This window comes from Bacillus haynesii (genome assembly GCF_001969855.1).
Lineage (GTDB): Bacteria > Bacillota > Bacilli > Bacillales > Bacillaceae > Bacillus > Bacillus haynesii.
This window is the reverse complement of record NZ_MRBL01000005.1, coordinates 66,918-91,123: the sequence shown is the minus strand read 5'-3', so window position 1 is coordinate 91,123 and position 24,206 is coordinate 66,918. Positions and strand designations below refer to the sequence as shown.

Here is a 24,206-nt window from a genome sequence, read left to right as displayed (position 1 = left end):
ACTTGGAGGTTATTATGGAAAAACCAAAGTATAATCGTATCGTATTAAAGCTTAGCGGAGAAGCCCTTGCGGGTGAACAGGGAAACGGCATCAACCCGACCGTGATCCAGTCCATCGCCAAACAGGTGAAAGAAATCGCCGAGCTTGATGTTGAAGTGGCGGTCGTCGTCGGCGGCGGCAACCTGTGGCGCGGAAAAACGGGCAGCGATCTCGGAATGGACCGCGCAACTGCGGACTACATGGGAATGCTTGCAACGGTCATGAATTCCCTTGCGCTGCAAGACAGCCTTGAAACGCTCGGGATTCAGTCAAGAGTTCAGACATCCATTGAAATGCGGCAGGTCGCTGAGCCATACATAAGAAGAAAAGCGATTCGCCATCTTGAAAAGAAGCGCGTCGTCATCTTCGCTGCCGGTACAGGCAATCCATACTTCTCAACGGATACGACAGCAGCGCTCAGAGCGGCTGAAATCGAAGCCGATGTCATCTTAATGGCCAAAAATAATGTCGACGGTGTATACAATGCCGATCCTAGAACTGACGAAACAGCCGTAAAATATGAACAATTGTCTTATCTCGATGTGTTAAAAGACGGTTTGGCTGTCATGGATTCTACCGCTTCTTCACTTTGCATGGATAACGATATCCCGCTGATCGTCTTTTCTATTATGGAAGAAGGAAATATTAAAAAAGCCGTTTTAGGCGAACAAATCGGTACAATCGTAAGGGGGAAATAACGTGTCAACTCAAGTGATGAATGAAACAAAAGAACGGATGGAAAAAGCGATAGGCGCTTATCAGCGCGAATTGGCCACTGTCCGTGCAGGACGTGCAAATCCGTCTTTGCTGGACAAAGTGACAGTTGAGTACTACGGAGCGCAGACGCCTTTAAACCAGATTGCGTCCATTACTGCTCCTGAAGCGCGCATGCTCGTCATCACACCATATGACAAAACGGCGCTCGGCGATATCGAAAAAGCGATTCAAAAAGCCGACCTCGGCGTAACTCCGTCAAACGACGGCAATATCATCCGGATCACGATCCCTCCTCTAACTGAGGAGCGCAGAAAAGAGCTTGCCAAGCTCGTGAAAAAATATTCGGAAGATGCTAAAGTCGCGGTCCGCAACATCCGCCGCGATGCGAATGATGATCTGAAAAAACTAGAGAAAAATGGTGAAATGACTGAGGATGAATTGCGCTCTTCAACGGAAGACGTACAAAAGCTGACAGATGAATATGTGTCAAAAATTGATGAGATCACAAAAGATAAAGAGAAAGAAATCATGGAAGTTTAATGAAAAACTCTGTACAATAGATAATAGTGAAAAGACCCTCTCATGTTTACAGGGGGTTTTTTTGTTAATACTGTTGTTATCTAGAATGATATAACAGGAAAGCAACCTTTTGGGTGATGGAGGACTCTCATGCTCAATATACTCAAAAATTGGAAGAATCAGCATTCAGCTGCTTCCAACATGGAATGTTACACAAAAGAAAATATTTTAAAAGGAGAAATTCCTGAACATATCGCCATTATTATGGACGGAAACGGCCGTTGGGCAAAGAAACGGGCGATGCCCCGCATTGCGGGTCATCACGAAGGCATGAAGGTGGTCAGACAGACGACAAAGCTTGCCAATGAGCTCGGTGTCAAAGCGTTGACGCTGTATGCCTTTTCGACGGAAAATTGGAAGCGTCCAAAGTTTGAGGTTGACTTTCTGATGAAGCTGCCTGAAGAGTTTCTGGGAACGTATCTCCCGGAGCTGGTCGAAGAAAATGTCCGGGTCCGCTTGACAGGCGATAGGGAAGGACTGCCGCCCCACACGATCCGCGCGGTTGAAAAAGCCATCCGTGATACGGAGAACAATGATGGACTTATTCTTAATTTTGCATTGAATTACGGGGGACGTGCAGAAATCGTCAGAGCCGCAAAGAGAATCGCCGAAGAAGCGAAAAAAGGCACATTGAATACCGAGGAAATCGATGAAAAGCTATTTTCCGATTATTTAATGACAGAAGCTTTGCAGGACCCTGATTTGCTGATTCGCACAAGCGGCGAGATCAGGTTGAGCAACTTCATGCTTTGGCAGCTTGCCTACAGCGAATTTTTATTTACCGATGTATTGTGGCCTGATTTTAAAGACGTTCACTTGCTTCAGGCTATCGGAGAATATCAGCGTCGCGGGAGAAGGTTTGGCGGAATTTAGAGGATGGTGCAGATGAAACAGAGAATATTGACGGGTGTGATCGCGGCAGCGGTTTTTCTGCCGCTCGTGATTTTCGGCGAGCTGCCGTTCACCCTGCTAGTTTATGCAATAGGTATACTCGCTCTATTTGAACTTTTAAGAATGAAAGGCCTGAAGCTTATCAGCGCTCCGGGTATCATCAGCCTGCTGCTTTTGGCGGTTTTGCTGTATCCAAGCCAATACGCGGAAAACGCGGGGCTGGGTATAACCAAGGGGGAGGTCGTCTTTTTGGCCGTCCTTTTGCTTTTGGCATATACGGTGCTCAGCAAAAACTCGTTTACTTTTGACGAAGCGGCATTCGTGGCGCTGGCAGCAGTTTATATCGGATTCGGGTTTTATTACTTTATTGAAATCAGAAACATCGGACTCAGCTATGTCTTTTTTGCGATCGGCGTTGTCTGGTCAACAGATTCCGGCGCTTATTTTATCGGAAAGGCGTTTGGAAAGCGGAAGCTCTGGCCTGAAATCAGCCCTAACAAAACGGTAGAAGGCTTTTGGGGCGGAATTTTGACAGCGGTCGTTTTTTCCGCGATTTATCAGACTGCCACAGGTTTTCCGCACGCTTATCTGTTTGTGCTGATCATTACCGTGCTTTTATCAATCGTCGGTCAGATCGGCGATTTGGCCGAGTCTGCGTTCAAAAGACATTACCAAGTGAAAGACTCGGGCCGGATTCTCCCGGGACACGGCGGAATGCTGGACCGCTTTGACAGCTTTTTATTTGTCATGCCGGTTCTCTACTTCCTGCTTGTTCTTTTTCAGCCGTTCGGGCTATGATAGAAAAGGGTACTGATAGCTAGAAAGAAACAGAGGTGCGGCAATTTTGAAGAACATATGTCTATTGGGGGCGACAGGCTCCATAGGAGAACAGACGCTTGATGTGATCAAAGCGCATGATGATAAGTTTCGGCTGACCGCCATGACTTTCGGTAAGAACGCCGAAAAAGCGGCAGAAATCATTGAAACATTTAAACCGAAGTATGTAGGCGTCGGGGATGAGCATACATATGAAACATTAAAACAGCATTCTTTCTCCTACACCTTTAAAACAGGGATCGGCGAGGAAGCTTTAATCGAAGCGGCCGTTATCCCGGAAGCGGATATCGTCGTCAACGCTCTCGTCGGCAGCGTCGGCCTTCTTCCGACTTTAAAGGCGATGGAGCATAAAAAAACAATTGCGCTTGCAAATAAGGAAACTCTCGTGACAGCCGGTCATATAGTGAAAGAACACGCCCAAAAATACGATGTCCCGCTGCTGCCCGTCGACAGCGAACATTCCGCGATTTTTCAGGCCCTTCAGGGGGAAAATCCGAAGCATATCAAACGGCTGATCGTCACAGCTTCAGGCGGCAGCTTCAGGGACAGAACAAGACAGGAACTTGAAGGCGTCACAGTGGAAGAAGCCCTCAATCACCCAAATTGGTCGATGGGTGCAAAAATCACGGTCGATTCGGCTACAATGATGAATAAAGGGCTCGAGGTCATTGAAGCGCACTGGCTGTTTGATCTGCCTTATGACCAGATCGATGTCCTCCTTCACAAAGAAAGCATTATTCATTCAATGGTGGAATTCCACGACCGGAGCGTCATCGCCCAGCTTGGCACACCTGATATGAGAGTGCCGATTCAATATGCGCTCAGCTATCCGGAACGCCTCCCGTTCGATGAAGCCAAATCCCTCGAACTTTGGGAAGTCGGACAGCTGAATTTTGCCCAAGCTGATTTTGAAAGGTTCCGCTGCTTACAATTTGCTTATGAATCAGGTAAAATAGGCGGTACAATGCCGACTGTTTTAAACGCGGCCAACGAGGAAGCCGTTGCGGCATTTCTTTCGGGCAGGATTTCCTTTCTCGGAATTGAAGACATCATCGAAAAAGCTTTGGAACGCCATCAGGTGATCGCAAAGCCGAGCCTTCAAGAGATCCGTGAAGTGGACAAAGACGCCAGAAAGTTTGTCCAAACATTACTCACATAAGGTGGTATGTTCGTGAATACTGTGATCGCGTTTATTCTTATTTTTGGAACGCTCGTATTTTTCCATGAGCTTGGTCATCTCATCCTTGCTCAAAGAGCCGGAATACTGTGCCGGGAGTTTGCTATCGGCTTCGGTCCGAAAATCTTTTCGTTTAAGAAAAATGAGACCGTTTATACGATCAGGCTTCTTCCGATCGGCGGATTTGTCAGAATGGCCGGCGAAGATCCTGAGATGATTGAAGTGAAGCCCGGTTATACGGTCGGGCTCTTGTTCGACAGCGAAAACAAAGTCGAAAAGATCATTATCAACCAAAAAGAAAAGTATCCTGACGCATTGGTCATCGAAGTCGAGCAGGCTGACCTGGAGCACCAGATGAGGATTACGGGCTATGAACACGGCAATGAAGATCATCTCTCTTCATTTTCTGTCAGTGAAACGTCCTTTTTCATCGTAGACGGGGAAGAAGTCCAGATCGCCCCTTACAACCGCCAATTCCATTCAAAAACGGTTTGGCAGCGCATAAAAGCGATTGCGGCCGGCCCGATTATGAACTTTATTTTGGCTTATGTCATTCTCGTGATGCTCGGACTGATGCAGGGAGTGCCGTCTGACGAGCCGGTGCTCGGCAAGTTGATAGACAACGGACGGGCGACGGAAGCAGGGCTCCAGGAAGGAGACCGCATTCAAACGATCAACGGCGAGAACATGAGATCGTGGACGGATATTGTCAACACAGTCAGGGAACACCCTGAAAAAGAAATGAAAATCGTTGTGATGCGCGACAATGTCAAGCTGACGAAATACGTAACCCCTGAAGCAGTCAAAGCAGGGGATGAAACCGTCGGCAGATTCGGCGCTTACAACCCGGTGAAAACAGGAATCCTGACATCGATTTCCTACGGTGCGACCGAAACGGCGACAGTTGCGCAGAGCATCGTGACCAATCTCGGAATGCTCGTCACGGGACAGTTCTCGATCGACATGTTGGCCGGTCCTGTCGGTATCTATGACATGACAGACCAAGTGGCTAAGACAGGCGTTATCAACCTGCTGAAGCTGGCCGCATTTTTAAGCATCAACCTCGGGATCGTCAACCTTCTGCCAATCCCTGCGCTGGACGGCGGAAGACTGTTGTTCCTGTTTATTGAAGCGATCCGCGGAAAGCCGATCAACCGCGAGAAAGAAGCGTTTGTCGTCTTTATCGGCGTCGCATTTTTGATGCTCTTAATGCTTGTCGTCACATGGAACGATATCCAGCGCTTATTTCTGTAAAACTAATTGCCTTTTTTAAGTGCAGCCAAGCCTTTTAAAAGGCTCTTTTTTAGGGACACCGTTCCCGACTCAAAAGTAACCAACTGAAACAAATGAGGTGCGAACGAATGAGACAGAGCAGGACTTTAATTCCTACGCTCCGCGAAGTGCCGGCTGATGCTGAAGCGAAAAGCCATCAGCTTCTTCTCAGAGCAGGGTTTATCAGACAAAACACAAGCGGCGTATACAGCTATATGCCTCTTGCCAATAAAGTCATTCATAAAATCCAGAGTATTGTCCGCGAAGAAATGGAGAAAATCAATGCCGTCGAAATGCTGATGCCGGCGCTCCAGCAGGCGGAAACTTGGCAGGAATCGGGAAGGTGGTACACGTACGGTCCTGAGCTCATGAGGCTGAAAGACCGCAACGGCCGTGAATTTGCCCTTGGTGCGACACACGAAGAGGTCATCACAAGCATCGTCAGAGATGAAGTGAAATCGTACAAGCGCCTTCCGCTGACCCTTTACCAGATCCAATCGAAATTCCGCGATGAAAAGCGCCCGCGCTTCGGTCTATTGAGAGGCCGCGAATTCATCATGAAGGATGCGTATTCCTTCCATTCCTCCGCTGAAAGCCTTGATGAAACGTACAATGATATGTACCAGGCGTATACGAATGTGTTTACGCGCTGCGGCCTGAATTTCAGACCGGTCATTGCAGATTCAGGCGCGATGGGCGGAAAGGATACCCATGAATTTATGGCATTGTCAGATGTCGGTGAAGATACAATTGCGTACTCTGATCAGTCTTCATACGCTGCCAACATCGAAATGGCTGAAGTGAAGGAAACCGGTGCCGGCGGGCAGGCAGAAATGAAAGAGCTGCAGGAAGTCCACACACCTTCGGTCAAAACGATCGAAGAGGTTGCCGCCTTTCTTGGCATATCCCCGTCAGACTGCATGAAATCAATGCTGATGAAAGCAGACGGGCGTTTTGTCCTCGTATTGACGAGAGGGGATCATGAAGTCAACGATATTAAGGTGAAAAACCTGCTTCAAGCAGAAACGATCGAATTCGCGAGCGCCGAAGAGGTTGCAGAGATAACAGGTACTGAACCCGGTTTTGTCGGACCGGTGGGGCTCGACCGCGAAATCGAAATCTTTGCAGACTTTGCTGTGAAGGCGATGGCAAACGCAGCAGCAGGAGCGAATAAAACAGATTACCATTATCAAAACGTGAATATCAGCCGGGATGCGCACAATGTGACATTCGCCGATCTCCGCTTGATCCAGGAAGGAGACCCTTCACCGGATGGAAACGGAACGATCCGTTTTGCAAAAGGAATCGAAGTCGGACAAGTCTTTAAGCTCGGCACCCGCTATTCTGAAGCGATGGATGCAACATACCTTGATGAAAACGGACGCGCTCAGCCGATGCTGATGGGCTGCTATGGAATCGGGATTTCTCGGACGCTTTCGGCCATCGTTGAGCAGCATCATGACGATAAAGGCTTGATCTGGCCGCTGGAAGTGACGCCATATGACCTGCACATCCTCGCGCTCAACATGAAAAATGACACGCAGGTTCAGCTTGCTGAAAAGCTGTATGAAGATTTTAAAGCAAACGGCTATGACGTACTGTTTGATGACCGTGCCGAACGGGCCGGCGTTAAATTTGCAGATTCCGATTTGATCGGTCTGCCGATCCGCATCACGGTCGGAAAGAGAGCTGATGAAGGCGTTGTTGAAGTGAAGATCCGCAAAACCGGAGAATCCTTTGAAATCGCTGCTGATGAGCTTCCGGACTTTATCGAAAAACAGGTCAAGAGCTTATCTTCTCACTCTTAAACATGTTAAACTAGAGTAAAGGAAGGTACCTCGGGAATCGTCCCAAGGTACCTTCAATTATGATTTTCTTTTAGGGAGGAATCTGTCTTGGAAGACCAGCTTTCTGTCAACAGAAGACAGTTTCAAATTCTTCTGCAGCAGCTGAATGTAACGGAAGATACGATGATCCGCCATCTTGAAGGCGGACAAATCATAAAGCTGACCGTTCATAAAAACAAGAAGACATGGCACTTTCACTTTAAATTGAAAAATGTGCTGCCTTATCAAATCTTCGAACGGTTTCACAGCCAGCTGACCCGCACCTTTTCCCATATCGCCCAGGTCACCTGTTCCATCGAGGCGGAAAACCCTTCGGTTGATGAGCAGCTTGTTCAGGATTACTGGACGCGCTGCATCCAAGAACTCGATGGTATTTCTCCGCCGATTTTGACGCTTTTGAACGACCAAAAGCCCAAGCTGACGGGAAACAAAATCCTGCTTAAAACGAAAACAGATACAGAAGCATCCGCTTTAAAAAAGAAATACAGCTCGCTCATACAGTCAAACTACTGCACATTCGGTTTTCCTGAGCTCCAGCTTGACACAGAAATTTTTGTCTCAGATCAAGAGATTCAGAAATTCAGAGAGCAAAAAATGGCCGAAGATCAAGAGAGAGCCCTTCAGGCTTTAATCGAAATGGAAAAGCAGGATAAGGAAGCCCAAGACGATGAAGCGCCGACAGGCCCTCTTCAGATCGGCTACCAGATTAAAGACTCTGAAGAGATCAGAACGCTTGACAGCATCATGGATGAAGAGCGGAGAATTACGGTGCAAGGCTATGTCTTCGACGCTGAAACAAGAGAGCTGAAAAGCGGGAGAACGCTTTGTATCTTTAAAATAACTGACTATACAAACAGCATTCTCGTCAAAATGTTCGCGCGTGAAAAAGAGGACGCTGTTTTGATGAAGTCCCTGAAAAAAGGGATGTGGGTAAAGGCGAGAGGAAGCATACAAAACGATACGTTCGTCCGCGATTTAGTGATGATCGCCAACGATGTCAATGAAATCAAAGCGAAAACCCGTGAGGATACAGCGCCAGAGGACGAAAAACGAGTCGAGCTCCACCTCCATTCACCGATGAGCCAGATGGATGCCGTATCAAGCATCGGCAAGCTTGTCGAACAAGCGAAAAAATGGGGGCATCCAGCTATCGCGCTCACTGACCACGCTGTTGTCCAATCGTTTCCTGATGCATTCGCGGCAAGCAAAAAGCATGGCGTGAAAATGATCTACGGACTTGAAGCCAACCTCGTCGACGACGGCGTGCCGATTGCCTACAATCCCGTACACCGTCTGCTTGAAGAGGAAACATATGTCGTGTTCGACGTCGAGACGACGGGGCTGTCGGCCGTCTATGATACGATCATCGAGCTGGCCGCCGTAAAAATAAAAGGCGGGGAAATCATCGAACGCTTTGAAAGGTTTGCGAACCCGCATCGCCCTTTATCGGCTACGATCATCGAGCTGACGGGGATTACAGATGATATGCTGAAAGATGCGCCTGAAGCCGAAGAGGTCATCCGAGATTTTAAAGAATGGGTCGGAGATCACACGCTTGTCGCTCACAATGCAAGCTTTGACATCGGCTTCATCAATGTTGCCTACAAGCGTCTGCTGAATTCGGAGAAAGTGCAGAACCCGGTCATTGACACACTTGAGCTGGGCCGTTTTCTTTATCCGGAATTCAAAAACCACAGGCTGAATACGCTTTGTAAAAAGTTTGACATCGAGCTCACCCAGCACCACAGGGCGATTTATGATACCGAAGCGACGGGCTATCTCCTTGTGAAAATGCTGAAAGACGCGGCCGAAAAAAATATCCTGTACCACGATCAGCTGAATGAAAATATGGGGCAGTCCAATGCCTATCAGCGTTCAAGGCCATATCACGCGACCCTTTTGGCAGTCAATGAGACAGGCTTGAAAAACCTTTTCAAACTCGTGTCGCTTTCACATATCCATTATTTTTACAGGGTGCCAAGGATCCCAAGGTCACAGCTTGAAAAGTACAGAGAAGGACTTTTAATCGGTTCGGCGTGCGACAAAGGCGAAGTATTCGAAGGCATGATGCAGAAATCGCCGGAAGAAGTCGAAGACATCGCTTCATTTTATGACTATCTTGAAGTCATGCCGCCTGAAGTCTACCGGCACCTGCTCCAGCTTGAACTCGTCAGGGATGAAAAAGCGTTAAAAGAAATCATCGCCAACATCACAAAGCTTGGCGAAAAGCTGAATATTCCAGTAGTAGCAACAGGAAATGTCCATTACCTGAACCCTGAGGACAAAATTTACCGGAAGATTCTAGTTTCCTCACAAGGCGGCGCCAATCCGCTCAACAGGCACGAGCTGCCGAACGTTCATTTCCGTTCGACGGATGAAATGCTAGAGGCCTTTTCATTTTTGGGTGAGGAAAAAGCGAAAGAAATCGTTGTCAAGAACACCCGCTTGATCAGCGAGCGAATCGAAGAAATCAAGCCGATCAAAGACGATCTTTACACACCGAAGATTGAAGGCGCAGATGACGAAATCCGCCGCATGAGCTATGAGAAAGCAAAAAGCATTTACGGCGACGACCTTCCGGAAATCGTCGAAAAGCGGATCGAAAAAGAGCTGAAAAGCATTATCGGCCATGGATTCGCCGTCATCTATCTGATCTCTCATAAGCTTGTAAAACGCTCCCTTGATGACGGCTATCTCGTCGGTTCAAGGGGATCTGTCGGTTCTTCCCTTGTCGCAACATTGACGGAAATTACCGAGGTCAACCCGCTGCCGCCGCATTACGTCTGTCCGGATTGCCGGCATTCCGAGTTTTTCAACGATGGATCTGTCGGTTCGGGATTTGATTTGCCTGACAAGGACTGTCCGAAGTGCGGAGCGGCCTACAGAAAAGACGGCCACGACATTCCGTTCGAGACGTTTCTGGGGTTTAAAGGGGACAAGGTTCCTGATATCGACTTGAACTTCTCAGGCGAATATCAGCCGCACGCCCACAACTATACGAAAGTCCTGTTCGGGGAGGATAACGTCTACCGTGCGGGAACGATCGGCACAGTCGCCGAAAAAACGGCTTACGGGTATGTCAAAGGGTATGCTAACGATAACAATTTGCATATGCGCGGGGCGGAAATCGACCGCCTTGTCCAAGGCTGTACAGGCGTCAAGCGGACGACAGGGCAGCACCCGGGCGGAATCATCGTTGTGCCTGATTACATGGATATTTACGACTTTTCACCAATCCAGTTTCCGGCGGATGCCACCGATTCCGAATGGAAGACGACGCACTTTGACTTCCATTCCATCCATGACAACCTGCTGAAGCTGGATATTCTCGGACACGATGATCCGACGGTCATCCGTATGCTCCAGGATCTGAGCGGGATTGATCCGAAGACGATTCCGACCGATGATCCTGAAGTGATGAAAATTTTCCAAGGGACAGAATCTTTAGGGGTAACCGAGGAGCAGATCGGCTGTAAAACCGGAACGCTTGGCATCCCTGAATTCGGAACCCGCTTTGTCAGACAGATGCTCGAAGACACCAAGCCGACGACATTTTCCGAGCTCGTTCAGATTTCCGGATTGTCACACGGTACGGACGTATGGCTCGGCAACGCGCAGGAGCTGATTCACAACAATATTTGTGAACTGAGCGAAGTGATCGGCTGTCGAGATGACATTATGGTGTACTTAATCTACCAGGGGCTAGAGCCATCCCTCGCCTTTAAGATTATGGAATTTGTCCGTAAAGGGAAGGGACTAACACCTGAGTGGGAAGAAGAAATGAAGAATAATAATGTTCCGGACTGGTATATCGATTCCTGTAAAAAAATCAAATACATGTTCCCGAAAGCCCACGCTGCGGCATATGTTTTAATGGCGGTCAGAATCGCTTATTTTAAAGTCCATCATCCGCTGCTCTACTACGCAGCATACTTTACGGTGCGGGCCGATGACTTTGATATCGAAACGATGATCAAAGGGTCGACAGCGATCAGAGCCGTCATGGATGACATCAACTCTAAAGGCCTTGACGCTTCTCCGAAAGAGAAAAGTTTGCTCACAGTGCTTGAGCTGGCGCTTGAAATGTGCGAAAGGGGCTTCTCTTTCCAAAAAGTCGACTTATACAGATCGAGCGCTTCCGAATTCATCATTGACGGAAACAGCTTGATTCCGCCGTTTAATTCAATACCGGGGCTTGGAACAAACGCCGCTTTGAATATTGTCAAAGCAAGGGAAGAAGGCGAATTTCTTTCCAAAGAAGATTTACAAAAAAGAGGCAAGGTGTCAAAAACGATCATGGAATACTTGGAGCGCCACGGCTGTCTCGAGTCGCTTCCAGATCAGAACCAGCTTTCTTTATTTTAAAGGCTGCCGACTTTTTCGGCAGTCTCTTTTTTGTTTGTAACCTGGCGCTCATTGAGAGATACGAATATTACGGCAATAAAGATTGTTAGATCGATTGACAATAAAAATACATTAATGTTAATATTTTCAAAATGATATCGATTCTATAAGAAACCTGCTTTTTAGTAAACGGAAGTTAGTTTCTTGATTAAACAAACAAAGTTTTTCATTCCTCCGGACAACACTGAACCTGCATGTTTACCCGAAATAGATGAATCCGCAGCGCATCCTCAAATTTCAAAAAAATTCAATCAAGCTCTTCTCCACTTACCGCAGACACCATTTGTCCCTCACTAAAAGGAGGTGAGTGTCATGTAAGCATCGGCTGTTTTGAAGGAAAACAAAATGAGGAGGAAGGAGTCAGTTGAAAGAGAAAGCTTTTTTAAAAATGAAAGCGTTTTTCTTTGTTTTGCTGCTTGCGTTTGCAATGTTGTTCATGCCGGCTTCCGGCAAGGCGGACATTGCATCTGCGAAAGAGAGCCAAAATTATGCGGAATTGCTGCAAAAATCAATTCTTTTCTATGAGGCACAGCGCTCCGGAAAGCTTCCGGAAAGCAGCCGTCTGAATTGGAGAGGGGACTCTGCTCTTGAGGATGGAAAAGATGTCGGCCATGATTTGACAGGCGGATGGTATGATGCCGGAGATCACGTGAAGTTCGGCCTTCCAATGGCTTATTCTGCGGCCGTTCTGTCGTGGTCTGTCTATGAGTACCGCGATGCCTATGAAGCGGCAGGACAGCTTGATGCGATATTAGACAATATCAGATGGGCGACAGACTATTTTATTAAAGCGCATACAGGTCGTTATGAGTTTTGGGGCCAAGTCGGCAATGGGGCCCAAGATCATGCCTGGTGGGGCCCGGCCGAAGTGATGCCTATGAAGCGGCCGGCCTATAAGATAGATGCAGCCTGTCCTGGGTCAGACCTTGCCGGCGGTACAGCAGCAGCCCTAGCTTCTGCATCAATCATCTTCAAGCCGACAGATGCTTCTTATTCAAATAAACTATTGGCCCATGCCAAGGAATTGTATGATTTTGCCGACCGCTACCGCGGCAAATATTCAGACTGCATTACAGACGCGCAGCAATATTATAATTCGTGGAGCGGATATAAAGATGAACTGACATGGGGAGCTGTCTGGCTCTACTTGGCAACCGGCGATCAAAAATATTTGGATAAAGCGCTTGCTTCGGTCTCAGATTGGGGCGATCCCGCAAACTGGCCTTACCGCTGGACGCTTTCCTGGGATGACGTCACTTACGGAGCACAGCTGCTGCTCGCTCGTCTGACGAACGATTCCCGTTTTACCGCATCTGTCGAACGCAATCTTGATTATTGGTCGACAGGCTATAAAAATAATGGAAGCACAGAGCGGATCACTTATACACCAGGCGGGCTGGCATGGCTTGAGCAGTGGGGATCGCTGCGCTATGCTTCAAACGCCACTTTTCTCGCCTTTGTTTATTCAGATTGGGTAAAAGATGCCGGCAAAGCAAAAAGGTATCGGGATTTTGCAGTTCAGCAAATGAACTATATGCTCGGAGATAATCCGCAACAGCGCAGCTTTATCGTCGGATACGGAACAAACCCGCCGAAGCATCCGCATCACCGCACCGCCCACGGTTCATGGGCCGATCATATGAATGTGCCTGAAAATCACCGCCATACCCTCTACGGCGCGTTAGTAGGCGGACCGGGAAGGGATGATTCGTACCGTGACGAAACAAATGATTATGTGTCAAACGAAGTTGCAATCGATTACAACGCTGCTTTTACCGGCAATGTAGCGAAAATGTTTCAACTGTACGGTGCGGGGCAATCACCGCTGCCTCATTTTCCCGAAAAGGAAACACCAGAAGATGAATTTTTTGCAGAGGCATCCATTAACAGCTCGGGAAACAACTACACAGAAATTAGAGTGCAGCTCAATAACCGGTCAGGATGGCCGGCAAAGAAAACTGATAAGCTGTCTTTCCGCTATTACGTTGACCTGACTGAAGCGGCGAATGCCGGATTTTCTTCTGAAGATATAAAGGTCTCAATCGGATACAACGAAGGGGCGTCGGCGTCCCAGCTGAAGCCACATCACATCGGCAAACATATTTACTATACGGAGGTCAGCTTCAGCGGGGTTATGATATACCCCGGCGGTCAATCCGCCCATAAAAAAGAAGTCCAGTTCCGCCTATCGGCTCCAGCGGGGACGTCTTTTTGGAATCCGGAAAATGACCACTCCTACCAGGGACTGTCACAAAAGCTGGCAAAAACCTGGTATATGCCTGTATATGATGATGGCCGGCTTGTTTTCGGAAATGAGCCCGGCTAAAAAACGCCCGGATTCAATCATATGAAACGGAAGTATGAAGCTTCAAAAGGAGGACGCATCATGGACAATAAAACACGCTTTATGCAATTGTATGAGCAAATTAAAAATCCGCAAAACGGCTATTTTTCGCCTGAAGGCATTCCTTATCACTCGGTTGAAACGCTCATATGCGAAGCGCCTGATTACGGCCATATGACAACATCTGAAGCATACAGCTATTGGCTGTGGCTTGAAGCGATGTATGGCCGCTACACACAGGACTGGTCAAAGCTAGAAACCGCCTGGGACAATATGGAGAAATATATCATCCCGGTCAATGAAGGCGATGGAAACGAAGAACAGCCTACGATGAGCTACTATAACCCCTCAAGCCCTGCCACATATGCCGCAGAACACCGCTACCCTGATCTTTATCCTTCGGCTCTGACCGGACAATATCCGGCCGGAAACGATCCGCTTGACGGAGAGCTTAGATCCACATACGGAAGCAATGAAACGTATTTAATGCACTGGCTGCTTGACGTCGACAACTGGTATGGATTCGGGAACCTGCTGAACCCATCGCACACCGCTGTTTATGTCAACACTTACCAGCGCGGTGAACAGGAGTCTGTTTGGGAAACGGTTCCGCACCCCTCTCAGGATAATCAGACGTTTGGAAAACCGAATGAAGGATTTATGAGTCTGTTTACAAAAGAAAATCAGGCTCCTGCCCCGCAGTGGCGCTACACCAATGCAACAGATGCCGATGCGCGCGCCGTTCAGGCGATGTACTGGGCCAGACAATGGGGCTACAGCAATACTAAATATTTAGAAAAAGCTAAAAAAATGGGGGACTTTCTCCGTTACGGCATGTATGATAAATACTTCCAAGAGATTGGAAGTGCTGCTGACGGCTCGCCTTCCCGCGGTACTGGGAAAAATGCATGTCATTATTTAATGGCGTGGTACACCGCTTGGGGAGGCGGATTGGGACAGTATGCAAACTGGGCGTGGCGGATCGGTGCGAGCCATATGCATCAAGGTTATCAAAACCCTGTTGCCTCTTATGCACTGTCAACGGCTGAAGGCGGATTGATTCCAAATTCATCCACAGCGCGAAGCGATTGGGAAAAGGCGCTGAAAAGGCAGCTAGAACTTTACACATGGCTGCTTTCGTCAGAAGGGGCTGTTGCCGGCGGCGCCACGAACAGCTGGAACGGCAGCTACAGCGCATATCCGCAGAATGTCAGCACATTTTACGGAATGGCCTACACAGAAGCGCCTGTATATCACGATCCGCCTTCTAACAATTGGTTCGGGATGCAAGTCTGGCCGCTGGAAAGGGTGGCGGAACTGTATTATATTTTCGCGGAGAAAGGTGACAAATCGTCTGAAAACTTCCAAATGGCAAAGCATGTGATTGAAAAATGGATCGCATATTCACTTGATTATGTGTTTGTGGGCGAACGGCCGGTTACTGATGAAGAAGGTTATTATTTAAATGATGCGGGAGAACGCGTCCTTGGCGGCCAAAACCCGCAGATCGCCGTACAATCCGACCCAGGCGAGTTTTGGATTCCGGCAAACCTTGAATGGAGCGGCCAGCCTGATCCGTGGAAGGGGTTTGATTCATTTACCGGAAATCCGGGACTGCATGTCACGACGAAGAATCCTTCTCAAGATGTCGGCGTTCTCGGCAGCTATATTAAAACGCTTGTCTTCTTTGCAGCCGGAACAAAAGCCGAAACCGGCGGCTTTACCGCTCTTGGAAACAAAGCCAAAAATCTGGCAAAAGAACTGCTTGATGCAGCATGGAGTAAAAATGACGGAATCGGTATCGCAGCAGAGGAAGAACATGAAGATTATATCCGCTACTTTACGAAGGAAATCTACTTTCCGAATGGTTGGAGCGGCAGAAACGGGCAGGGCAATACCATCCCTGGCCCCAACACCGTGCCGTCTGATCCGGCAAAAGGCGGTAACGGCGTCTATATCAGTCATGCGGAGCTCCGGCCGAAAATTAAAAACGATCCGATGTGGCCTTATTTGGAAAACAAATATCAGACATCGTGGAATCCGAATACGGGCAAATGGGAAAACGGCGCACCCGTTTTCATCTATCACCGTTTCTGGTCTCAGGTCGATATGGCGACAGCCTATGCTGAGTATGACCGTTTAATCGGAAATGCATAACAATCAATAGGAGATTGTAAGATTGAGATGCGCTCGACCGTTGGAGCAAAGGCGGCGTTCAGCCGCCTTCTTTTTTTAAAGGCAGACTTTAGGATTTTAGCGAGCGTTTTGCACGATTATCTAAAAAGGAGATCAAAAGTTTGAGAGAAAAATGGTTAGCCTTATGTTTAAAGTCGATCATTCTGTTCGTTTTGATCATAGGAACCGTTCTTTTATCCGCAGTTCCGAAAGCTTCGGGAACGAGCGGGCCAGCAAAGCAAGCGAAGCAGAGCAGCATCCCCCCGACTGATCTTTTGGAAAACATGAGCCCTGGATGGAACCTTGGCAACACGCTGGATGCCGTTCCGACAGAAGGCTCTTGGAACAATCCGCCGGTTCGCGAGCATACTTTTGATGATATTCGCGATGCGGGGTTTAAAAGCGTCCGGATTCCGGTGACATGGGATTCCCACATCGGCAGCGCTCCCGGGTATCCGATCGACACCGCTTGGATGAACCGGGTGGAAGAAGTGACAGATTGGGCTTTGGAAAGAGAATTTTACGTCGTGTTAAATATTCACCACGATTCTTGGCTATGGATCAGCCGCATGGGAAACAGCCAGCAAGAGACATTAGATAAGCTGGGGAAAGTCTGGAAGCAGATTGCCGAGCGCTTTAAAAACAAAAGTGAACGCCTCCTGTTTGAAATCGTCAATGAACCGACCGGAATGAGCGCATATCAAATGAATCTGCTAAACCGAGAGATGCTGAACACCATCCGTTCGACCGGCGTCAAAAACAGCCAGCGGCTTGTGATCGTCGGAGGGCTTGAAGATAACAAAGATGAATTGCTTCATTCATTTGAACCGCCTGATGATGACCGGATTGTCCTCACATATCACTACTATTCTCCTTGGGATTATGTATCAAACTGGTGGGGTCGGACGACTTGGGGGTCAATGGCCGAAATCTCCGAGATGGAGCAGGACATCAGACCTGTTTATGAAAAATTTGTAAAAAAAGGATACCCGGTTATTATCGGTGAATATGGTACCCTCGGCGCCAATGAAAATCATTCAAAGCGGCTCTATCACAATACGTTTGTCCGCCTTGCCCACAAATATCAAATGATCCCGATGTGGTGGGACAATGGGAATGACCAGTTTGACCGGACTGTGAGACAGTGGCGCGATCCTGTTGTAAAAGACATTGTCATTCAGGCGGGACGCGGCGTTCCTAATGCGATCATCAAACCGGCAGATCTTTTTATCAAAAAAGGTCAAAGCATCAGCGATCAGACGGTGGACATTCAGCTGAACGGCAATACGCTGACAGGCATCTATCAGAAATCAGCACAATTAAAGGAAGGCAGCGATTATACAGTCGGCAATGCCGGAAAAACGGTCTCTATAAAAGCATCCTGTTTGGCAAAGCTGATGAACGGGTCTGAGCAGCCGGGGGCAAAAGCACAGCTCACTTTTACGTTTCATAAAGGAGCCAGCCAGGTTATGGATATCATCCTTTATGATGATCCGAAGCTTGAAAAAAGCGAATTCACCATCAGTCAATCGGCAATTAGCGGTGATCTCAAAATCCCTGCGTCATTGAACGGAACGAAGCTGGCTACGGTTAAAGGAGTCGTCGACTCTACCGGAAGGCCGGTTCTTGAAGAAGTATGGTCATGGACGCCCTACTTGAACTATGACGAAGATTTTTACGAAAAAGACGGGGATTTGTATTTGAGAGAGCGGGTTTTAAAGTATTTGAAAAGCGATTCCACCTTTACATTTGAACTGTGGCCGAAAGGCGTCGAAACGGTCGTGAAGGTGAAAGTCACGCCTTGAACTGCCGGCTATCCTCTCAATGACGCCGTCCATGCATCCTCTTTATGAAAGCAGGGAAAACATAATGATGACGAAAAAGGGTTTATTGCCATTGCTGATGCCGTTTTTGTTTGCCCTCTCCGCTATCCAGTTTGGCAATCCCCGGCCGGCACTAGCCGCGTCTCCTTTTGTTGAGACAGCCGGAACATCGTTCACTTTAAATGGAAAAGACTTTTATTTTGCCGGGACGAATAACTATTATTTTCACTATAAATCTAAAAAAATGGTCGATGATGTGTTCGAAGATATGAAAGCGATGAATTTGAAAGTGATCCGCATCTAGGGATTTCTTGACGGCCAGCCGCAGGAAAATACCGTCATGCAGCCAAGGCCGGGCATGGATGATGAATCAGGCTTTTCCAAGCTTGACTATGCCATTTATAAAGCGGGACAGTCAGGGATAAAACTTGTCATTCCATATGTGAACAACTGGGATGATTTTGGCGGAATGAATCAATATGTCAGGTGGTTTCAGGCCGATGGACATGACGCGTTTTACACTCATCCGGACATCAAAGAGGCGGATAAGAACTATGTATCCTATATGCTGAACCGAGTCAACACTTATAATGGCGTCAAATATAAAGATGATCCCGCGATTATGGCATGGGAGCTTGCCAATGAACCGAGGGTCCAGTCTGACAGGACCGGAAATACACTTGTCGAATGGGCAGATGAGATGAGCGAATTTATTAAATCCATTGATCAGCACCATCTTGTGGCGGTTGGAGATGAAGGATTTTATCATACAGAAGGGCACCCTGATTGGCATTACAGCGGCGGAGAAGGTGTGGATTGGAAAAGGCTGACCGCTCTTATGCATATTGATTACGGCACATTTCACCTCTATCCGGATCATTGGGGCAAAACGCCCGAATGGGGGAACCAGTGGATCACAGACCATATTTGCGATGGAAAAGAAATCGGCAAACCGGTCGTTTTAGAAGAGTACAGCTATCAGGATAAATCCAGAAGGGACGACGTCTACAGAACATGGCGTGAACTCATGAGAAAAGCAGGGCGGGGCGGGCAGCCAATTTTGAATTTTGACCGGCATTCAGGATGACGAGACACTCTATCCGGACGATGACGGTTTTCGGATCGTTTATCCGAGTTCTGCCGCTTCTGTCATTTCAGAACATGCGAAGCGGATGAATGAAAAATCATCCGCTTCCGAAATGCTTCAGACTGAACGCTGTCATGATTTGCAATAAAAATATGGTTATGGTATAGTTTTATTGGAAATGCTAACGATAGCCGAGGCGAAGAGTGGGGAAACCCGCTCTTTTGTATTGAACAGGCAATTTTGTCTCGACATGTTCATCGTTTTTTCTAAATCCCCTGCTTTTGAAGCAGGGTTTTTACGAGGGAGCTGATGAATGGGACCCTGCACAAGGAGGAAAAGTATGAGTAACAAAGTGATCGATACCGTCAGCGAAATGGTCCAGCCTATACTAGACAATCTTCAGCTTGAACTCGTTGACATCGAATTTGTCAAGGAAGGTCAAAGCTGGTTTCTTCGCGTGTTTATTGATTCAGATGACGGCGTAGACATCGAGGAATGTGCCAAGGTTAGCGAAGCTCTTAGTGAAAAGCTCGACGAGGCTGATCCGATCAAGCAAAACTATTTTCTTGAAGTATCGTCCCCGGGAGCTGAGAGGCCTTTAAAGAAAGCAGCCGATTTCATGAAAGCGCTCGGAAAAAACGTATATATTAAAACGTACGAACCTATTGAAGGCAATAAAGAGTTTGAAGGCGAGCTTTCCGCATTTGACGGTGAAAACGTGGAGGTCGCGGTGATGATCAAAACGCGCCGGAAAACGATCAATATTCCATATGATAAAGTAGCCAAAGCGAGGCTGGCTGTTTCGTTCAATTAATTTTTGACTGTTTAAGGGGGAAACCATAAACATGAGTAGTGAGTTGTTTGATGCCCTGACTGTTCTTGAAAAAGAAAAGGGAATCAGTAAGGACATTATTATTGAAGCAATTGAAGCTGCGCTCATTTCCGCTTATAAGCGGAACTTCAACCAGGCGCAGAACGTCAGGGTAGATTTAAATCGCGACACCGGTTCAATCCGCGTTTTCGCCCGCAAAGATGTCGTGGATGAAGTGTATGATCCGCGCCTTGAAATCTCGATTGAAGATGCCGTAAACATCAATCCGAACTACATTGTCGGGGATGTTGTGGAAATCGAAGTGACGCCGAAGGATTTCGGCCGCATCGCTGCCCAGACGGCAAAGCAGGTCGTGACCCAACGCGTCCGTGAAGCGGAGCGCGGCGTCATCTATTCTGAATTCATCGATCGCGAAGAAGATATCATGACAGGTATCGTCCAGCGGATCGATAATAAGTTCATCTATGTCTCTTTAGGAAAAATCGAGGCGCTTCTGCCGGTTTCAGAACAGATGCCGAATGAAGTCTACAAGCCTCATGACCGGATCAAAGTGTTCATTACAAAAGTCGAAAAAACGACGAAGGGTCCGCAGATTTACGTTTCAAGAACTCATCCAGGTTTATTAAAACGTCTCTTTGAAATCGAAGTCCCGGAAATTTACGATGGAACGGTCGAGCTCAAATCTGTGGCGCGAGAAGCGGGAGACCGCTCGAAGATTTCCGTCCGCACGGATAATCCCGACATCGATCCCGTCGGCGCCTGCGTCGGACCGAAGGGTCAGCGCGTCCAGGCGATCGTCAATGAATTGAAAGGCGAGAAAATTGATATTGTTCACTGGTCAAACGACCCGGTTGAATTCGTCGCCAATGCGCTGAGCCCTTCAAAAGTGCTCGACGTCATCGTCAATGAAGAGGATAAGGCGACAACAGTTGTCGTTCCTGACTACCAGCTGTCGCTCGCCATCGGAAAAAGAGGCCAAAATGCCCGCCTGGCAGCCAAGCTGACAAGCTGGAAGATCGATATTAAAAGCGAAACAGATGCAAGAGAGCTTGGAATTTATCCAAGGGAGCTTGAAGAAGAGGAGCCGGAAGAGCTTTTCTTGGAAAGCGAAACTCCAGAATCGGATGAATAAGAGGTGACCTTTGGTGAATAGCCGAAAGAAGATCCCGCTTAGAAAATGCGTCGTAACAGGGGAAATGAAGCCTAAAAAGGAGCTCATCCGCGTCGTCCGTTCCAAGGAAGGGGAAGTTTCCGTAGACCCGACCGGCAAGAAGAACGGCCGGGGAGCCTACCTTACACTTGATAAAGACGTCATTTTAACTGCAAAAAAGAAAAACAGCTTAGCAAATCAGCTTCAAGCACAGATTGATGATCAGATTTTTGATGAACTGCTGGAACTGGCGGAAAAGGAGAACAGATAAATGTCGGAATCAGAATGGTTTTCCTTGCTGGGTCTGGCGAATCGAGCTCGAAAGGTCGTGTCCGGAGAAGACCTGGTTGTGAAAGAAATCAGGCATTCACGCGCAAAGCTTGTTTTGCTTGCAGACGACGCATCGGCTAACACGGAGAAAAAAGTAACCGACAAATGCAGGCACTACGATGTACCGGTAAAAAAAGTCGGAGATCGTATGCTTTTGGGCCGTTCAATCGGCAAAGAATCCCGTGTGGTTGTTGCTGTCACTGATCAAGGTTTTGCGAATACGTTGCTCCGAAAGCTCGATTAATTTTTTTGGGGGTGAACGAATGGCTAAAATGAGAGTTTATGAATATGCAAAAGCCATAAATGTTTCAAGTAAGGATATTATCGCGGCATTGAAAGATATGAATATCGAAGTCAATAACCATATGGCGATGATCGAAGAAAATGCGATCAAACAGCTCGATCAAAAATTCAAGAAGGGCGCTAAGCCTGCGGGAAATAAAAAGGATGCCGGTACAGGCGGACAAAAGCCGCAGCAAGAAGCCGCAAAACAAAATGCCGGAAGTAAGCCAAACAAAAATCGAGACGGAAAGAAGAATAACGTGCAGAATACTCAATTTAACAATAAAAACAAGAAGAAAAACAACAACAATAACAAAAAGAACAAACGCGGTAAAAATCATCAATCTCCGCAGGAGAAGCAGTTCAAGCCGAAAAAAGAGCTGCCTGAAAAAATCGAATTCACCAACTCAATGTCGGTCGGACAGCTTGCAGAAGAGCTCGGAAAAGAACCGTCAGAAATCATTAAAAAATTAATGCTTCTCGGCACTATGGCAACGATCAACCAAGATCTTGACAAAGATACCGTGGAGCTGATCGCTTCAGAATACGGCGTCGACGTCGAAGAAGTGATCGTCCATGAAGAAACCGAATTCGAAAAATACGAAGAGCCGGATAACGAAAAAGACCTCGAAATCCGCCCTCCTGTCGTAACGATCATGGGTCACGTCGACCACGGAAAAACAACGCTTCTCGACAGCATCAGAAAAACGAAGGTCGTCGAAGGCGAAGCCGGAGGCATCACACAACACATTGGCGCTTATCAGATCGAGGAAAACGGCAAGAAGATCACCTTCCTTGACACTCCGGGCCACGCCGCATTTACAACGATGCGCGCACGCGGTGCGGAAGTTACGGATATTACGATTCTCGTCGTAGCTGCAGATGACGGGGTTATGCCGCAGACGGTCGAAGCGATCAACCATGCGAAAGCGGCTGAAGTGCCGATCATCGTCGCTGTCAACAAAATCGACAAACCGACGGCAAACCCTGACCGGGTGATGCAGGAGCTGACAGAGCACGGTCTTGTTCCTGAAGCATGGGGAGGCGAGACGATTTTCGTTCCTCTTTCCGCACTGTCAGGAGAGGGAATCGATGAGCTGATCGAAATGATCCTGCTTGTCAGCGAGGTCGAGGAGCTCAAAGCAAATCCGAACCGCAGGGCAAAAGGAACGGTCATCGAAGCCGAGCTTGATAAAGGAAAAGGTTCTGTCGCAACATTGCTCGTTCAAAACGGAACGCTTCACGTCGGAGATCCGATCGTCGTCGGGAACACATTCGGCCGCGTTCGCGCGATGGTCAATGATATCGGCAGACGCGTTAAATCGGCGGGACCGTCAACACCTGTTGAAATCACCGGGTTGAACGAAGTTCCGAACGCAGGGGATCAGTTCCTTGTGTTCAAAGACGAAAAAACAGCCCGTTCAGTCGGCGAAGCGCGCGCTACCAAACAGCTTGAAGAACAGCGCAGCGATAAAGCGAAGCTCAGCCTTGATGACTTGTTTGAACAGATTAAACAAGGCGACGTCAAAGACATTAACCTTGTCGTCAAAGCCGATGTTCAAGGTTCTGCTGAAGCTCTCGTTGCAGCACTGCAAAAAATTGAGGTCGAAGGCGTCAGAGTCAAAATCATCCACACAGGCGTAGGTGCGATTACCGAATCAGACATTATTTTAGCTTCTGCATCAAATGCAATCGTGATCGGGTTTAATGTCAGACCTGACGGAAATGCTAAGAGTACCGCTGAAGCCGAAAATGTGGATATCCGCCTTCATCGCATCATTTATAAAGTCATTGATGAGATCGAAGCAGCCATGAAAGGCATGCTTGATCCTGAGTATGAAGAAAAAGTGATCGGCATGGTTGAAGTCCGTCAAACATTCAAAGTCTCTAAAATCGGAACGATTGCCGGAGGCTATGTAACGGAAGGTACGATCACACGTGACAGCGGAATCCGCTTGATCCGCGACGGCGTCGTCATCTATGAAGGGGAAGTCGATGTGCTGAAACGCTTTAAAGATGACGTGAAAGAAGTTTCACAAGGATATGAATGTGGTATCACCATTAAGAAATACAACGACATACGCGAAGGCGATATGATCGAAGCGTATGTTATGCAAGAAATTGAAAGAAAGTGATCGGTTTCGTTGAATGCGAATGCATCATTTACGATGCATCATCACTCAAGGAAAAACGGGCGGTGCTGAAGCGGGTGATCACAAGAATCCGCGCCAAGTTCAACGTTTCTGTTTCAGAAATTGACTACCAGGACACATGGCAGCGCACAAGCTTTGGTATTGCCGCCGTTTCTTCCTCTCGCGTGCAAACGGAAAAAGAGCTGCAGCGGGTTCTAAGCTTTATCGACTCTTTTCCGGAAATTGAACGGACGATCACGAGAACAGAGTGGTTTTAACGTAGAGGTG

17 protein-coding genes and 1 pseudogene are annotated in these 24,206 nt (G+C 47.7%); all 18 read left to right on the top strand.

Annotation, left to right across the window (positions count from 1 at the left end; genetic code table 11):
- Positions 1-14: 14 nt before the first annotated feature.
- The 18 genes and pseudogenes from pyrH to BTA31_RS04975 all read left to right on the top strand — a co-directional run bounded on the left by pyrH (position 15) and on the right by BTA31_RS04975 (position 24,196).
- A complete protein-coding gene (gene pyrH / locus BTA31_RS05060) occupies positions 15-737 on the top strand; it encodes a UMP kinase (protein ID WP_043926392.1) in 723 nt (240 codons plus the stop codon).
- A 16-nt stretch (positions 738-753) separates the two neighbouring features.
- Positions 754-1,296 carry a ribosome recycling factor gene (gene frr / locus BTA31_RS05055; RefSeq protein WP_278192773.1) on the top strand — a complete coding sequence of 181 codons (543 nt, stop codon included), beginning with the start codon at positions 754-756 and terminating at the stop codon, positions 1,294-1,296.
- Between the two features lie 129 nt (positions 1,297-1,425).
- The gene (locus tag BTA31_RS05050) at positions 1,426-2,208 is read left to right on the top strand and encodes an isoprenyl transferase (protein ID WP_020451418.1); all 783 of its coding nucleotides are present in this window, start codon (positions 1,426-1,428) and stop codon (positions 2,206-2,208) included.
- 12 nt (positions 2,209-2,220) lie between these two features.
- Positions 2,221-3,024, top strand: coding sequence for a phosphatidate cytidylyltransferase (locus BTA31_RS05045; protein ID WP_076789474.1), 804 nt, complete (start codon positions 2,221-2,223; stop codon positions 3,022-3,024).
- Between the two features lie 46 nt (positions 3,025-3,070).
- On the top strand, positions 3,071-4,222 hold the full coding sequence (gene dxr / locus BTA31_RS05040) for a 1-deoxy-D-xylulose-5-phosphate reductoisomerase (RefSeq protein WP_076789470.1): 1,152 nt from the start codon (positions 3,071-3,073) through the stop codon (positions 4,220-4,222).
- 6 nt (positions 4,223-4,228) lie between these two features.
- Positions 4,229-5,494, top strand: coding sequence for an RIP metalloprotease RseP (gene rseP, locus BTA31_RS05035; RefSeq protein ID WP_094777405.1), 1,266 nt, complete (start codon positions 4,229-4,231; stop codon positions 5,492-5,494).
- A 107-nt stretch (positions 5,495-5,601) separates the two neighbouring features.
- Complete coding sequence (locus BTA31_RS05030; RefSeq protein ID WP_076789468.1) at positions 5,602-7,320, top strand: proline--tRNA ligase; 1,719 nt, start codon at positions 5,602-5,604, stop codon at positions 7,318-7,320.
- A gap of 87 nt (positions 7,321-7,407) precedes the next feature.
- Complete coding sequence (locus tag BTA31_RS05025; RefSeq protein WP_076789464.1) at positions 7,408-11,724, top strand: PolC-type DNA polymerase III; 4,317 nt, start codon at positions 7,408-7,410, stop codon at positions 11,722-11,724.
- 403 nt (positions 11,725-12,127) lie between these two features.
- Positions 12,128-14,089, top strand: coding sequence for a glycoside hydrolase family 9 protein (locus BTA31_RS05020; protein WP_076789461.1), 1,962 nt, complete (start codon positions 12,128-12,130; stop codon positions 14,087-14,089).
- A 60-nt stretch (positions 14,090-14,149) separates the two neighbouring features.
- Positions 14,150-16,264 carry a glycoside hydrolase family 48 protein gene (locus tag BTA31_RS05015; RefSeq protein WP_076789458.1) on the top strand — a complete coding sequence of 705 codons (2,115 nt, stop codon included), beginning with the start codon at positions 14,150-14,152 and terminating at the stop codon, positions 16,262-16,264.
- A gap of 140 nt (positions 16,265-16,404) precedes the next feature.
- Positions 16,405-18,087 (top strand): cellulase family glycosylhydrolase, encoded by a 1,683-nt coding sequence (locus tag BTA31_RS05010; protein WP_076789454.1) that lies wholly within the window; start codon positions 16,405-16,407, stop codon positions 18,085-18,087.
- A 64-nt stretch (positions 18,088-18,151) separates the two neighbouring features.
- Positions 18,152-19,340, top strand: a pseudogene (locus tag BTA31_RS05005) (glycoside hydrolase 5 family protein).
- Between the two features lie 192 nt (positions 19,341-19,532).
- Positions 19,533-20,006 carry a ribosome maturation factor RimP gene (gene rimP / locus BTA31_RS05000; protein ID WP_043926402.1) on the top strand — a complete coding sequence of 158 codons (474 nt, stop codon included), beginning with the start codon at positions 19,533-19,535 and terminating at the stop codon, positions 20,004-20,006.
- Between the two features lie 31 nt (positions 20,007-20,037).
- Positions 20,038-21,156 carry a transcription termination factor NusA gene (gene nusA, locus BTA31_RS04995; protein ID WP_076789451.1) on the top strand — a complete coding sequence of 373 codons (1,119 nt, stop codon included), beginning with the start codon at positions 20,038-20,040 and terminating at the stop codon, positions 21,154-21,156.
- A 13-nt stretch (positions 21,157-21,169) separates the two neighbouring features.
- Positions 21,170-21,445, top strand: coding sequence for an RNase P modulator RnpM (gene rnpM / locus BTA31_RS04990; protein WP_026587006.1), 276 nt, complete (start codon positions 21,170-21,172; stop codon positions 21,443-21,445).
- A complete protein-coding gene (locus tag BTA31_RS04985) occupies positions 21,446-21,748 on the top strand; it encodes a YlxQ family RNA-binding protein (RefSeq protein ID WP_020451431.1) in 303 nt (100 codons plus the stop codon).
- Positions 21,749-21,767: 19 nt separating this feature from the next.
- Positions 21,768-23,921, top strand: a complete 2,154-nt coding sequence (gene infB, locus BTA31_RS04980; RefSeq protein ID WP_076789448.1) for a translation initiation factor IF-2 — start codon at positions 21,768-21,770, stop codon at positions 23,919-23,921.
- Positions 23,918-24,196, top strand: coding sequence for a DUF503 domain-containing protein (locus BTA31_RS04975; RefSeq protein ID WP_020451433.1), 279 nt, complete (start codon positions 23,918-23,920; stop codon positions 24,194-24,196). Before infB ends, BTA31_RS04975 begins: the two co-directional genes overlap by 4 nt.
- The last annotated feature ends 10 nt before the right edge of the window (positions 24,197-24,206 follow it).

Bases quoted from the DNA above. Each gene is read 5' to 3' on its own strand.
- pyrH (WP_043926392.1), top strand. From the start codon at position 15: ATGGAAAAACCAAAGTATAATCGTATCGTATTAAAGCTTAGCGGAGAA.
- frr (WP_278192773.1), top strand. From the start codon at position 754: ATGAATGAAACAAAAGAACGGATGGAAAAAGCGATAGGCGCTTATCAG.
- BTA31_RS05050 (WP_020451418.1), top strand. From the start codon at position 1,426: ATGCTCAATATACTCAAAAATTGGAAGAATCAGCATTCAGCTGCTTCC.
- BTA31_RS05045 (WP_076789474.1), top strand. From the start codon at position 2,221: ATGAAACAGAGAATATTGACGGGTGTGATCGCGGCAGCGGTTTTTCTG.
- rseP (WP_094777405.1), top strand. From the start codon at position 4,229: ATGTTCGTGAATACTGTGATCGCGTTTATTCTTATTTTTGGAACGCTC.
- BTA31_RS05030 (WP_076789468.1), top strand. From the start codon at position 5,602: ATGAGACAGAGCAGGACTTTAATTCCTACGCTCCGCGAAGTGCCGGCT.
- BTA31_RS05015 (WP_076789458.1), top strand. From the start codon at position 14,150: ATGGACAATAAAACACGCTTTATGCAATTGTATGAGCAAATTAAAAAT.
- rimP (WP_043926402.1), top strand. From the start codon at position 19,533: ATGAGTAACAAAGTGATCGATACCGTCAGCGAAATGGTCCAGCCTATA.
- nusA (WP_076789451.1), top strand. From the start codon at position 20,038: ATGAGTAGTGAGTTGTTTGATGCCCTGACTGTTCTTGAAAAAGAAAAG.
- BTA31_RS04985 (WP_020451431.1), top strand. From the start codon at position 21,446: ATGTCGGAATCAGAATGGTTTTCCTTGCTGGGTCTGGCGAATCGAGCT.
- infB (WP_076789448.1), top strand. From the start codon at position 21,768: ATGGCTAAAATGAGAGTTTATGAATATGCAAAAGCCATAAATGTTTCA.